Source organism: Shewanella sp. CAL98-MNA-CIBAN-0140 (genome assembly GCF_040309905.1).
GTDB classification, from domain to species: Bacteria; Pseudomonadota; Gammaproteobacteria; order Enterobacterales; family Shewanellaceae; genus Shewanella; species Shewanella psychromarinicola.
The window spans coordinates 1-13,568 of sequence record NZ_JBEOPI010000062.1 but is presented as its reverse complement, the minus strand read 5'-3'; the positions used below and the strand labels follow the sequence as shown (position 1 = coordinate 13,568).

General features: G+C 44.4%; 11 protein-coding genes. 6 read left to right on the top strand and 5 right to left on the bottom strand.

Annotated elements, in window-relative coordinates; genetic code table 11:
- Positions 1-491: 491 nt before the first annotated feature.
- Genes scpB through rnm form a run of 4 tightly spaced genes read right to left on the bottom strand, consistent with a single transcriptional unit; the run spans position 492 to position 3,575 of the window.
- A complete protein-coding gene (gene scpB / locus AAEY93_RS19815) occupies positions 492-1,247 on the bottom strand; it encodes an SMC-Scp complex subunit ScpB (RefSeq protein ID WP_351079302.1) in 756 nt (251 codons plus the stop codon).
- A gap of 22 nt (positions 1,248-1,269) precedes the next feature.
- Entirely contained in the window at positions 1,270-2,058 is a 789-nt protein-coding gene (locus AAEY93_RS19810; protein WP_124014167.1) for a segregation and condensation protein A, read from the bottom strand.
- A gap of 42 nt (positions 2,059-2,100) precedes the next feature.
- Positions 2,101-2,718 (bottom strand): L-threonylcarbamoyladenylate synthase, encoded by a 618-nt coding sequence (locus AAEY93_RS19805; RefSeq protein ID WP_101030476.1) that lies wholly within the window; start codon positions 2,716-2,718, stop codon positions 2,101-2,103.
- A complete protein-coding gene (rnm, locus tag AAEY93_RS19800) occupies positions 2,715-3,575 on the bottom strand; it encodes an RNase RNM (RefSeq protein WP_124014168.1) in 861 nt (286 codons plus the stop codon). The genes AAEY93_RS19805 and rnm overlap by 4 nt, the downstream gene beginning before the upstream one ends.
- A 448-nt stretch (positions 3,576-4,023) precedes the next feature.
- Between rnm and AAEY93_RS19795 the strand changes: the two genes are divergently transcribed.
- Genes AAEY93_RS19795 through trpA form a run of 6 tightly spaced genes read left to right on the top strand, consistent with a single transcriptional unit; the run spans position 4,024 to position 10,731 of the window.
- Positions 4,024-5,595: an anthranilate synthase component 1 gene (locus tag AAEY93_RS19795; RefSeq protein WP_372491498.1), complete on the top strand. Its 1,572-nt coding sequence runs from the start codon at positions 4,024-4,026 to the stop codon at positions 5,593-5,595.
- Positions 5,596-5,624: 29 nt separating this feature from the next.
- Positions 5,625-6,227 (top strand): aminodeoxychorismate/anthranilate synthase component II, encoded by a 603-nt coding sequence (locus AAEY93_RS19790; RefSeq protein ID WP_101034639.1) that lies wholly within the window; start codon positions 5,625-5,627, stop codon positions 6,225-6,227.
- A complete protein-coding gene (trpD, locus tag AAEY93_RS19785) occupies positions 6,227-7,270 on the top strand; it encodes an anthranilate phosphoribosyltransferase (protein ID WP_351079297.1) in 1,044 nt (347 codons plus the stop codon). The genes AAEY93_RS19790 and trpD overlap by 1 nt, the downstream gene beginning before the upstream one ends.
- Positions 7,263-8,666, top strand: a complete 1,404-nt coding sequence (trpCF, locus tag AAEY93_RS19780; protein ID WP_124014170.1) for a bifunctional indole-3-glycerol-phosphate synthase TrpC/phosphoribosylanthranilate isomerase TrpF — start codon at positions 7,263-7,265, stop codon at positions 8,664-8,666. The genes trpD and trpCF overlap by 8 nt, the downstream gene beginning before the upstream one ends.
- A gap of 57 nt (positions 8,667-8,723) precedes the next feature.
- The gene (gene trpB, locus AAEY93_RS19775) at positions 8,724-9,935 is read left to right on the top strand and encodes a tryptophan synthase subunit beta (protein WP_124014171.1); all 1,212 of its coding nucleotides are present in this window, start codon (positions 8,724-8,726) and stop codon (positions 9,933-9,935) included.
- Positions 9,928-10,731 (top strand): tryptophan synthase subunit alpha, encoded by an 804-nt coding sequence (gene trpA / locus AAEY93_RS19770; RefSeq protein WP_351079293.1) that lies wholly within the window; start codon positions 9,928-9,930, stop codon positions 10,729-10,731. Before trpB ends, trpA begins: the two co-directional genes overlap by 8 nt.
- Positions 10,732-10,834: 103 nt before the next feature.
- Here trpA and AAEY93_RS19765 read toward each other — a convergent pair whose 3' ends face one another.
- A complete protein-coding gene (locus AAEY93_RS19765) occupies positions 10,835-13,291 on the bottom strand; it encodes a hypothetical protein (protein ID WP_351079290.1) in 2,457 nt (818 codons plus the stop codon).
- Positions 13,292-13,568: the final 277 nt, after the last annotated feature.

The following is a 13,568-nucleotide window of genomic DNA, read 5'->3' as shown; positions in this document are numbered from 1 at the left end:
CGCCAGGGTAACCCCCAAATTTCAGCAGAAAACATCGATTAAAACGAAAGTCTTTGAGCTATCAAAGTTTGGTGTGGGAACTGAGAAAAAAGAAGCAGCTTAGTCGTTAAAAGCTAGATTGCAGAAGCCCCGTGATCAGAGCGAAGCGAAGTCGCGGGGTAATTCACGTACTAACGAGTATTAAATTAGCTTACGAGGCTTCGCTTTTTGGACGAGGTATAGGTTATTTACCGCTGCGTATTTGTCAGCAAGAATTTAAACATGCCAAACGGGTGCGTTTGTTTGCTAAGTGACCACCATATATTAGCGTGTCATTTTTTGTGTATCCATCAAGATGATTTTTAAGCCTCATCGATCAGCGATTTATCGATTATATAGTAAATAATCTACCCGAAAGTGGCCGTTATCAATCACCATAGACACAGCAAAAAGAGTGTCTGTCGCCCACCGGCAATTGATAATAAAATATTATCAGAAGAGACAGCTATTGATTAATGTTGAGTAGCATTATCAGCATCGCGGGAGTTTGGTTCAGCTTGTGCCTCAACCGTATCGCTATTGTCATGATGCTTGTCAGTATGACTGTCCGTTGCAACATGCTTTTCACCTAGGTCCTCCATCTGGACTAGATCAACCGCTTCATTTAGATCAACCGTCTCATCAAGCTCAACAATATCATCCATGGCTAACTGGGCTTTTTTAAATAATGCATGTAAAGAATCAACATCCGTTAACGCAGGTAAATCGGCAAGTTTTGTTACATTAAAATAATCAAGAAATGCACTGGTAGTGGCATATAACGCTGGCTTACCGGGCACTTCTTTATGGCCAACCACTTTAATCCACTGGCGATCGACCAAGCTTTTAATAATCTGGCTGCTAATAGCAACGCCTCTAATGTATTCAATATCACCACGAGTCACGGGTTGCCGATAGGCAATAACGGCCAAGGTTTCAAGTGTAGCCCGCGAATATTTAGGGGCTTTTTCTTGCCACAGTGGTTGTAGATAAGGACTGAGTATTTCTTGAGTTTGGAAGCGATAGCCGCTAGCTACTTTAACCAGTTGTACACCACGTTCTTGATAATCTTGTTGTAATTCATCGAGCGTTTCCTGAATACGCGTCCTCGACACACTAAAATCAGCGAGTACGGTTTCTTTGATGGCTTTTACCGACAACGGCTTAGCTAAGACAAATAAACTGGCTTCTATGAGTTGTTTTAGTTGAATAGGATTAATTGGCTTCATGGATCTCTTCGAATATCGTTAATTAATACGCTTTTACATAAATTGGCGAAAACGGTTCATTTTGCACTAACTCAACTAATAATTCTTTAACCAGCTCCATTAATGCCAAAAAACTCACCACCACACCGGCTCGACCTTCACTCACATCGAACAAGCACTCAAAACCAATGTATTCAGTACTGGATAACTTGGTTAAAATTTGACTCATACGTTCGCGCGTGGATAACTGTTCGCGCTTAACATGGTGATCTTCGTTGGCATCAATCCGTTTGAGCACTTCCCCAAAGGCACGAGCAATGTCTACAAGTGAAACCTCTGGTGGCACCGTCACCGGTTTAATATCGGGAGCTGCGCTAACAGATGCCTGAAACACATCTCGTTCAATACGCGGTAGCACATCAATATCGGCTGCCGCTTGCTTGATCACCTCATAAGCCTTTAATTGCCTAATAAGTACCACACGGGGATCTTCTTCCTCATCGTCTTCCGTCGCCATTTTGGGCAACAGCAAACGTGACTTAATTTCAGCCAACGTTGCGGCCATGACCAGGTAATCGGCTGCCAGCTCAATCCGCGCTTCGGTGAGGATCTCAATATAGAGTAAATATTGTTGGGTAATTTGTTGGATGGGTAAATCAACCACATCCAATTTTTGTTTGCGGATCAAATAGAGTAACAAATCCAGTGGGCCTTCGAAGGTTTCAAGAAACACTTCTAGGGCTTCCGGCGGAATAAACAAGTCCAATGGCATGCTATCAAGAACTTGACCACGAACCACTGCCAATGGCAGGCTTTGCTGACTGCCTTGCATGTTTATCCTTGACGATTTATCAACGGGGGTTTCCCTCGTTTATTAAAATGTGCTGGTATCGCCAGCGCCTTGACGTAAAATAACCATCTCATCTTCAGACATATCAATTACTGTCGTTTGATTTTCAGGTAAATAACCACCGTGAATAATGCCATCGACTAGATGATCTAAAATATCACGAATATGCTCAGGATCTGACTCGGCAATTTGCTCATTGGGCATCACCAAACTCGTGGTCATCATAGGTTCATCTAATGCCTCAAGCAACGCCAGCGCAATCACATTATTAGGAACACGAATACCTATGGTGCGTTTTTTGTCACATTGTAAACGACGAGGTACTTCTTTGGTCGCTTTAAAGATAAACGTGTAAGGGCCAGGCGTACAACTTTTCAATAAACGATATGCTTGATTATCAACACGGGCAAAATTGGCCAGTTCAGATAAATCACGGCACATTAATGAAAAGTTTGTATCGTTTTCAATCTGGCGAATACGCGCCATACGCGTCATGGCGTTTTTCTCACCAATCATACAACCTAATGCATAACCCGAGTCTGTTGGATAAACAATGACCCCACCTTGTTTAAGAATCGCTACCACTTGATTAATTAACCGTGCTTGTGGGTTTTCGTCATGGATATAAAAAAATTGACTCATGCTCTTTCCGTCCAATATTGTGATTGCCAAACCCATTCCACACCTTGTGGTTGGAATAAGTTTTTACCTAGCTCGATCCAATTGCTGGGGAAATGAAAGTCGCTCCCCACTGAAGCAAGTAGGTTATTTTGCTTACTTAATGCGATAAGATTATTACGGTCGTCCAACGTTTGTTGGCCTAAAATAACTTCAATCGCATCGCCACCGGCCTCTGCAAATTCACGCACTAAGCGCTTAAGCCATTTGGCCGATAATTTGTAACCGCTAGGGTGCGCTAATACAGCAACGCCACCCGCTTGATGAATATGCTCTATGGCATTGGCCATGTCGCCCCAATTATTGGGTACATAACCTGTTTTACCGCGTGCTAAGAAGCGTTTGAACACGCTCGGCATATCTGATGCGTGGCCATTGTCGGCTAACCATCTAGCATAATGGCCACGACTCAACGCCGCATCGCCAGCAATAGCTTTTGCACCGTCATAGGCGCCTTCTATCCCAGCCTTAGCTAAACGTTCGCCAATTTCTTGGGCGCGCACTTCACGCAATTGCCGTTGGTGAGTTAAAAAACCCAACAATCCAGAGTGAGTAATGTCCAAGTTTAATCCGACGATATGAATATCAAAACTATTCCAACGAGTCGAAATTTCACAACCATTAATTAATAATAATGGTGTGGCATGGCTTTGATTAGCAAGATGAGCTTCTGCTAACCCTGCGACAGTATCATGATCAGTAATTGCAAACATCTCAACGCCTTTTTCAATAGCGCGAGTGAGTAATTCTGTTGGTGTTAATTGACCGTCTGATGCGGTCGTGTGGCTGTGAAGATCGGCCAAGAGAGTCTCTGTAATCATGTGCTTATTGTACAAGAGTAGCGATAAGAATACTGCTTGGATTTATGAATAAATAATACCAATTGATGAATTCTTTAAGTATAAGTTAGCTGAAGTGCTCAATAAATAAACGAGATTTATCCTGATTGTCATTTTTTGACGACTTTTGAGAAATATTCAATTGACATTAATCTCCAGTTGGGTTTTCCTATAGACATTAAACACAGTTACAACACAGCGATTAACAATGACATACTCTTTAGCTTCATTAAACATTACTTGGTGGTGGCACTTCCCAAATTAACGGGTGGTGTGAAGCTTTGAGCTCATTTTTAAGAGACAAGATTTTACCAGAAAGCCCGCAGAGATGTGGGCTTTTTTGTTATTTGGCTCATTCGATTTTATCACTCGGGTTACACAAGATTAAAGGCCAACAGATGATAAACACAATGACACAGGGAGCGGCCACATAGTGACTACAATCGTGACGACACCAAACCAACTCGCTCAGGTTACGACGCAAAAGCAGACGTTAACCTACCATACGGATCCACTAAAACTTTATCAGCAAGTGACCCATAACGCGCCGCATACCATGCTATTAGAGTCAGCTGAGGTCGAAAGTAAAGACCATTTAAAAAGTATTGTGTTAACCCATGCCGCGATGATGATCCGTTGCGATGGTTATCAACTCACCTTTAGTGCATTGACTCACAATGGCGCCGCGCTGTTAACGCCCATTGCCGGTTTTTTTGGTGATGCACAGCAACAACGCGACAATGAGACACTAATAGTCACGCTGCAAAAGGCCACCGAGTTACAAGACGAAGATGCGCGCTTAAAGTCAACATCTCCGCTTGATGGCTTAAGAATGTTTATCAAACACATTCAAACCAATAATCCGCTACAGTTTGAAGATTTATTTTTAGGGGGCGTATTAGCATATGACTTAATTGATACCGTCGAGCCACTCCCCGCGGCGCCCAACGCAAATAATGACTGTCCCGACTACTTATTCTATCTTGCGGAAACACTTATTTTAATTGACCATCAAACCCAACAAGCGGAGATTGTCAGTCATCAATTTGGTCAAGATAACATCATTGCACAACAGCTCGCTCAGCAACTGCAACACGTCATACAACAATGCGCCGAATTAGACGATATTGCTCCCTTTGCGCCAGTAGCAGCCGACGCAGAAGTCAACATCACCGACCAACAATTTAAGCAAACCGTTATTGATTTAAAAGAACATATTGTCGCCGGTGATATTTTTCAAGTAGTGCCATCTCGATGCTTTAGCTTACCTTGTCCTAATACATTAGGGGCTTACCGGGCTTTACGCTTAACCAATCCAAGTCCGTATATGTTCTATTTTAGAGGCCCAGACTTCACTTTATTTGGCGCCTCGCCAGAAAGTGCCTTGAAATATGATGCTGCCAGTAATCAAGTTGAAGTGTATCCCATAGCCGGCACTCGTCAGCGCGGTAAAAATGCCCAAGGTGAGATTGATGTTGACTTAGACAGCCGCATAGAACTTGAGCTGCGTTTAGATAAGAAAGAATTGTCAGAACATTTAATGCTGGTCGATTTAGCCCGTAATGACATCGCCCGCATCAGTCAAAGCGGAAGCCGTAAAGTCACCGAACTATTAAAAGTAGATCGTTACTCGCACGTTATGCATTTAGTTAGCCGTGTCACTGGCCAATTACGAGAGGATTTAGATGCCTTACATGCTTATCAAGCATGTATGAACATGGGCACCTTAGTGGGTGCGCCAAAAGTGCGTGCATCACAATTAGTGCGTCAAGCAGAACAAGCTCGTCGTGGCAGTTATGGCGGCGCGGTCGGTTACCTCAATGGTCTGGGCGACATGGACACCTGCATTGTTATCCGCTCCGCCTTTGTTAAACATGATATTGCCCATATACAAGCGGGTGCTGGGGTGGTGTTTGATTCAGATCCACAAGCAGAAGCCGATGAAACGCGTCAAAAAGCCCAAGCGGTGATTTCGGCGATCAAAATGGGAGGTGGACTATGAGCACAACAACCCCACAAGCGACTATGCGGATGAAGTTATATTTACTCGATAATTTTGACTCATTCACCTACAACTTAGTGGATCAATTCCGCAGCCTTGGCTGTGAGGTGATCATTTATCGTAATGATGTCAGTGCCGATTATGTTGCAGAAAAACTGATCAATGAAACCGGTAAAGCCGCATTAGTGCTATCGCCTGGCCCTGGCGCGCCTCACGAAGCAGGCTGCATGATGGAACTCATTGGTAAAGTCGCCGGTAAAGTCCCGATGCTTGGCATTTGTTTAGGTCATCAAGCCATGGTCGAATATTATGGCGGCAAAGTTGAACGCGCGCCGTTTGTGGTCCACGGCAAAGCCAGTCCAACCTTCCATAATGGTGAAGGCGTATTTGCTAATTTACCCTCACCTTTGCCCGTTGCCCGTTACCACAGTTTAGTGGCAACAAAGGTGCCAGACTGCTTGAAAATCATTGCTACCACCGATGAGATGCCAATGGCAATATTGCACCCACAACATCAAGCAATCGGATTTCAATTTCATCCAGAATCGATTTTAACCACTTTAGGTAGCCAGTTACTGACGCAAACATTGGCGTATTTAACCCAAGAGCATACTTTTACCGGAGGCGCATAGTGGATAACCTACAAGCTTTATTCGACCGCCTTTACCAAGGTAGCGCGTTAACTCGCGAACAAATGGCGCAAGTTTTTAGCGCTCTTATTCAAGGTGAGATGCAGCCAGCAGCCATGGCAGGTATGTTGGTGGCGCTTAAAATGCGCGGCGAAACCATTGACGAAATAGCCGGAGCCGCTGATGCTTTACGACAAGCAGCCAAACCATTCCCGCGCAGTGACGCCTCTAAACACAGCGGCATTGTTGATATTGTCGGTACCGGTGGTGATGGCCATAACACCATTAATATTTCAACCACTGCCGCTTTTGTTGCAGCAGCAGCAGGCGCTAAGGTAGCAAAACACGGTAACCGTAGCGTATCAAGTAAGTCAGGTTCATCTGACTTATTGTCCCATTGCGGTATTACGCTCACCATGGCGCCAGATGCGGCAAGCCAGTGTTTAGATAAGCTTGGCTTATGTTTCTTATTTGCGCCCCATTACCATGGCGGAGTTAAACATGCCGTGCCCGTTAGACAAGCCTTAAAAACCCGTACCATTTTTAATGTGCTCGGCCCGTTAATTAACCCTGCAAACCCAGAGTTTATGTTGCTAGGAGTTTACAAACTTGAACTGATCGAGCCTATCGCACACGTGCTACATGCCCTAGGGGTTAAACGCGCCATGGTGGTGTATGGCAGTGGCTTAGATGAAGTCGCATTGCATGACAATACTCATGTGGCAGAACTAAAAGACGGCGTGGTGCGTACTTACCAACTTAGCCCTGAAGATCTTGGTGTTAACCGCGCAGGTATAGCGCAGTTAACCGGTGGCGAACCGGCTGAAAATGCCTTAATCACCCAAGCCATTTTACAAGGCAAAGGTCTACCCGCTCATCGAGATGCTGTCGCAATTAACGCTGGTTGTGCTTTGTACATCAGCGGCATTTGCGACTCAGTTCAAGCGGGTACTCAGCTAGCACTAGCGACACTTGCCAGTGGTGCAGCCTTTACCTTATTAATCGAACTAGCTGCCGCGAGCCAAGCTGGAGAAAACCATGAGTAAGCCAGAAAGTAATGTGTTAACCCGCATCATTGAAACTAAAGTGGCGCATATCGCCGCGCTTAAACTGCGTTTCCCAGAAGCCAGTTTACAGCCTAAAATATCTGACCGTAGCTTATATGACGCCCTCAAAGCGCCTAATGCTCAGTTCATTTTTGAATGTAAAAAGGCCAGTCCCTCAAAAGGACTGATCCGTCAAGACTTTGATGTTGAAGCCATCGCAGATATTTATACTCACTACGCCGCTGGCATCTCAGTGCTCACCGATGAACAGTTTTTCCAAGGTGACATGGACTACATTCCCAAAGTCCGCGCCAGAGTGACTCAGCCGATTATCTGTAAAGACTTCTTTGTCGACCCTTATCAAGTAAAATTGGCTGCCCACCAAGGTGCTGATGCCATTTTACTCATGCTGTCAGTGCTTGATGATGAACAATATCGTTTATTAGCTAACGAAGCGGCAAAGTATCAATTAGATACCTTAACCGAAGTGAGTAACCAAGCTGAATTGGTTAGAGCCATTGATCTAAATGCACCGATCATTGGTATTAACAACCGTAATTTACGCGACTTAAGCACTGATCTTGCAACCACCGAATTATTAGCTCCGCAGATCCCTGCCGACAGAGTGGTGATTAGCGAATCAGGTATTTACAATCACCAACAAGTCCGCCGCCTAAATCCCTTGGTTGACGGCTACCTTGTTGGTAGTTCAATTATGGCGCAAGACGATATTGATTTAGCTTGCAGACAGCTTATTTTTGGTCACAATAAAGTCTGCGGTTTGACCCAAATTGACGATATTAAAGCAGCAGCCAAAGCTGGTGCAGTATTGGGTGGATTAATTTTTCATCCCAAATCACCAAGAGCGGTTACCCCGGCTCAAGCCAATGATTTAGTAGAACAAATGCAACAGCGTAATATTGGATTAAATATGGTGGGTGTATTTGTTAATCATCCCATTGCCGATATCGCCTTGTTAGCTCAAACGCTTAATCTTTATGCGGTGCAATTGCACGGCAATGAAACAGAACTTGAAATCAACGAGCTAAGAGCATTACTTAATCATCAGCAACTGAATACTCAAATTTGGAAAGCGGTCTCTATTGACAGTAACACCGGCGAGATGAGTGCAAAGCCTGCTGGCGCCGATCGTTATTTATACGACAGCAAGTCAGCACAACAATTTGGCGGTACAGGTCAAACATTCAATTGGCAAACCTGCATCATAGATAAACAACAGGCGATGTTGGCGGGAGGATTAACCCCAAACAATGTTTATCTCGCCAGCCAGCAAGGATTTTATGGGGTCGACCTAAATTCAGGAGTAGAATCTAGCCCTGGCCATAAAGACCACCAACAACTGATTGCCGCCTTTGCACAATTACGCCTTAATTAGCGAGCAGTTGCGAACAATTTATTGACATTATTACACTATGATTCATTGGGAAATTTTATGACCAAGCTCAAGCTTAACCCTTATTTCGGCGAATATGGCGGTATGTACGTACCACAAATTTTAGTCCCTGCATTAAAACAACTTGAAACAGCCTTTATCGATGCGCAACAAGATGAAAGCTTTATCGCTGAATTTACCGACTTGTTAAAAAACTATGCCGGACGCCCAACGGCGCTAACACTTACCCGTAATTTAAGTCCGAACCCTTTGGTGAAAATTTACCTGAAGCGTGAGGATTTGCTTCACGGTGGCGCCCATAAAACCAACCAGGTATTGGGTCAAGCGCTGTTAGCTAAGCGTATGGGCAAAAAAGAAATCATCGCTGAAACAGGCGCAGGACAACACGGCGTAGCCACTGCCCTAGCCTGTGCCCTTTTAGGCTTAAAATGTAGAGTCTATATGGGCGCCAAGGACATTGAACGTCAATCGCCGAATGTATTTCGGATGAAATTAATGGGCGCTGAAGTTATTCCGGTTACCTCAGGTTCATCAACCCTAAAAGATGCTTGCAACGAAGCCATGCGCGATTGGTCAGGCAGCTATGATAAAGCGCATTACTTGCTGGGTACTGCAGCCGGGCCGCATCCATTCCCGACAATTGTGCGAGAATTCCAACGTATGATCGGTGAAGAAACTAAAAAACAAATTCTTGAAAAGGAAGGACGCTTACCCGATGCCGTTATTGCTTGCGTCGGCGGCGGTTCAAATGCTATTGGCATGTTTGCCGATTTTATTGATGAACCGTCAGTAGAATTGATTGGTGTGGAACCCGCTGGTAAAGGTCTCGATACCGCTATGCACGGCGCGCCGCTTAAACACGGTAAAACCGGTATTTTCTTTGGGATGAAGTCACCCTTAATGCAAAACAGCGACGGTCAAGTTGAAGAGTCTTATTCTGTTTCTGCTGGGCTTGATTTCCCATCGGTTGGTCCACAACATGCACATTTGAATGCCATTGGTCGTGCACGCTATGAATCAGCAACTGATGATGAAGCACTGGATATGTTCCAAAAACTCGCGCGATGCGAAGGGATTATCCCCGCATTAGAATCTGCCCACGCTCTTGCCTATGCGGTACGCATGGCCGAAGAAGCCACTAAAGAAACGATTTTAGTGGTTAATCTATCTGGGCGTGGCGACAAGGATATATTCACTGTGGCAGATATTTTAGAGGCCAAACAAAAACAACAGGAGAGCGGCAATGAGTAACCGTTATCAAGCAACATTTGCTGCACTAAAAAAACAACACAGAGGCGCGTTTGTTCCTTTTGTCACCATTGGCGATCCGAGCCCTGAATTATCGTTGAAAATTATCCAGACCTTAGTTGATAATGGCGCTGATGCGCTTGAATTAGGCTTTCCTTTTTCAGATCCATTAGCCGATGGCCCCGTCATACAAGGCGCAAATTTACGCTCATTGGCTGCAGGCACTAAACAAAGTGATTGTTTTGACATCATCACCAAAGTACGGGCGCAATACCCAGATCTACCTATCGGATTATTGTTGTATGCCAACTTAGTTTTTGCCAATGGTATCGATGCATTTTATGCCAAAGCACAAGCTGCCGGTGTGGATTCAGTGTTAATTGCCGACGTGCCAGTTGAAGAATCTGAACCCTTTAGTCAAGCCGCAAAAGCACATGCTATTGCGCCAATCTTTATCGCTCCGCCAAATGCTGACTCTGACACCCTAAAACGGGTCAGTGAACAAGGTGAAGGTTATACCTATCTATTATCACGTGCCGGCGTTACGGGTACTGAGTCAAAAGCCGGTGAGCCAATTGAAAATATTCTCACGCAACTCGTCGAATTTAATGCCCCACCGCCACTATTAGGGTTTGGTATTGCCGAACCAGAGCAAGTGCGCGCCGCCATCAAGGCTGGCGCCGCGGGGGCAATTTCAGGTTCTGCGGTGGTTAAAATTATTGCCGCTCATCAACACGATGAAGTCACATTACTAGCAAAAATGGCTGAATTTACCGTTGCAATGAAAGCGGCAACCTAGAAGTATTTATAATTGGTATTATCAACAAAAACAAAAAAGGCGCTTTAAGCGCCTTTTTTAATGGGTGTTCCCTAACGCAATGGTTAGAGTCACTATCAATCGATTATAGAATGGTCACACCGATTGATACCACTTGGGTGATTAAACCATTTGGTGATTCCACTTCAACAATAAAGACCCCTGTATTAGGTTCATCTTCACCTTTTAGCGTTGTGCTGAACTGACGTCCACCATTGTAGTTAGAACTTGGCCAAGTAAATTCGCTGGTGCTGACAACAGAACCGGCAGAGGTCTTGAATCTCACAATCGAACCGGCGGGCATTTGCTGATTATGTAAATCAGAAATCGTGAACATTGCCGTAGCAGAACCTTTACCCTCGATAGTGATACTACCGCCAGTATGCGTTCCAGTGCTATCTGCAATGACAATGTTACTTGAGTCCGTGGCAAAAGCAGTACTACCAGACATCACCATGACTAAACTACGACGCACAAATACAGACCGAGAGTCTGATGCAGTAGCACAAGCTGAATGAACAGGTTCAGAGCAAAGCACACCATTATATTTGCGGTCTTTGAGGTCAAATACTCCATTAGCGTTAAAATCAACTAACTCTTCTAACGTACCACCATCCTGACCACCAGTCTGTTGCGGATTAAACACACCATCTTCGTTATAGTCATTAAAGGCATCATTTAAATCAAATAGCTGACCAGTTACATCTTTACCGGTTAAAAACGTCTCGGCTTCAGTGGCATCAAAACGACCATTACCATTGAGGTCAGGGAATGACTCTTCACCAATAGCGGATGCAGTAATCGTTGCACGGCCACCGTATTTTTGACCGTAAATATTACCATAAACCTCAAGAGTCGAATCATATGCTAACAGCGCACTTGGATTACGGAACATTGCACCCGCACCATTGAGTAACATTTCACCTTCAGGTCGAGGAAGCTGACTTGTCCAAGAGACCGAACACGCACCTTTTACTGTTTGACATGCATCTTCAATAGAGCCACCTTCAGTGGTAAAAGATACTGTCGTCCCATCGGGTACAGGGTTGTTAAACGCATCGGCCATCCGAGCAGTAACCTTGACAACCGTCCCGTCTAGATCCCAACCTTCAGCATTAAGTACTTCAGCCGATAACGAAAAACTGTCTTGGTCAGGAATACCCGTTGATATAATCAACTGACTTGATTGGCTAGAAATAGCAGGGATTGAGCCATTATCTACCGTCGCGGTAACACGCAGTGATGTTGCAACAGTACCGGTAGTGACGACAGTTTGTACCACACCGCTGTTATCGGTTGTGGCTTGCAATGGATCAATTTTGACGCCACCAATAGTAGTGTTGAGTTTAAAAATCACATTTTGGTTGGTAACCACATTGCTATTTTTATCGAGCACTTTAAATTTAACCACTGATGATTCATCACCTCCAGTGCCTAAAATACTAATGTTTTGAGGAGCGGCTGATACAAACACAATACTACCGACATCAGCCTGCAGTACATTAATAGTCCCTGCAGCAGATAAACTTATTCCACCCGCATTGGCTGTAACATTGATTTGATCTTCACCAACACAACCTTCGGCACGATACGTTGAGGTTGCAACCCCATTGCTTGATGAAACTGGAGAACTAATCACGGCTTGCGCTGGACTTTTTGTCGCACATGTTGAAGAGAAGTTCACATCAACAGGTTGGGTAAAAGGATTGCCTTGATCATCTTGAATCAGCACTGAAATCGTTGCAGTCCCACCCGCAGAAAGATCTGTTGCACTAACCGCCGCCACACCTTGAACAAAAGGTGTTCCACTGCCCATGACAACATCGGTCGCACCAACGACAACAATTGTTGAACCGATTTCATTAGTCGAGAGCGATGCAGTGGCTTCACCAGCGCCTAAAGAACTGCCTGCATAGATATCGACTGTCGCTTTGCCTTGTGCATTGGTGACAGCCGTTTTAACCGGTAAATCACCTATCGGGCTATCAAAGGTCACAATTACAGCCTTAGAAAGCCCACTAACGGTCGCCGTTAATTTGCCTGGTGATAATGTGTTAATCGATTGTATTGCGTTACCGTCTTCATCGGTTAGTACCAATGAGACTTGGGCACCACCACCTGCTACGCCACCATCACCGGCCATAGTCACGTTAAGCGAATTAGTCTCGCCAGATGTAATGGTCGCACTAATGGTTGCGCCAGTGTTTATTGCCGCAGAATTTAACTGTACAGTAGCAACACCATCAGCATTAGTTGCAACTTCACCCGTACCGGGAGAAAAGGTGCCGTATTCAGCATTATTTAATGAAAAAGAAACTAAAGTGCTAATAGCTGCACCCGTTGAGTCTTTCACTATTGCGGTAATAACCGCAGGTTCAGCAACTGAAATTTGATCATTGTCGATACTTAACGCAATAGATATAGTCGGATCAGGAGTGGTCCCACCTCCGGTTCCATCATCGGTTATACCGCCACCGCCGCCACATGCGACGATAAAAAATGTACATAAAAGTGCTAAATAAACTTTATATGCTGACTTCATTGTCAGGCTCCCTGTTACATTAAGGTAAAACTTAAGAATTATTATAGTTTGTTATAGATTAACAATACGCAGACATCGTGTAACCTTAGCATAACTCTACTATTTTCTTCGCTACTTATCCGCTAAAACTTTCACTTTAAGACCATTTCCTAAGTTATCAATTCCTGCTAGTCTTTAGCGCATTAAATAAAGGCATAAAATAACATGCCTATGCATCTGAGTCAGTTTTGGCCTATTCTTATAGTATAAATCAAGACTAGAAGTGAGATTTGCTATG

What these genes read in the sequence shown, in the direction of transcription:
- scpB (WP_351079302.1), bottom strand. Translation starts at nt 1,247, where the DNA reads ATGAAGCCAATTAATCCTATTCAACTAAAACAACTCATAGAAGCCAGT.
- AAEY93_RS19810 (WP_124014167.1), bottom strand. Translation starts at nt 2,058, where the DNA reads ATGCAAGGCAGTCAGCAAAGCCTGCCATTGGCAGTGGTTCGTGGTCAA.
- AAEY93_RS19805 (WP_101030476.1), bottom strand. Translation starts at nt 2,718, where the DNA reads ATGAGTCAATTTTTTTATATCCATGACGAAAACCCACAAGCACGGTTA.
- rnm (WP_124014168.1), bottom strand. Translation starts at nt 3,575, where the DNA reads ATGATTACAGAGACTCTCTTGGCCGATCTTCACAGCCACACGACCGCA.
- AAEY93_RS19790 (WP_101034639.1), top strand. Translation starts at nt 5,625, where the DNA reads ATGAAGTTATATTTACTCGATAATTTTGACTCATTCACCTACAACTTA.
- trpCF (WP_124014170.1), top strand. Translation starts at nt 7,263, where the DNA reads ATGAGTAAGCCAGAAAGTAATGTGTTAACCCGCATCATTGAAACTAAA.
- trpB (WP_124014171.1), top strand. Translation starts at nt 8,724, where the DNA reads ATGACCAAGCTCAAGCTTAACCCTTATTTCGGCGAATATGGCGGTATG.
- trpA (WP_351079293.1), top strand. Translation starts at nt 9,928, where the DNA reads ATGAGTAACCGTTATCAAGCAACATTTGCTGCACTAAAAAAACAACAC.
- AAEY93_RS19765 (WP_351079290.1), bottom strand. Translation starts at nt 13,291, where the DNA reads ATGAAGTCAGCATATAAAGTTTATTTAGCACTTTTATGTACATTTTTT.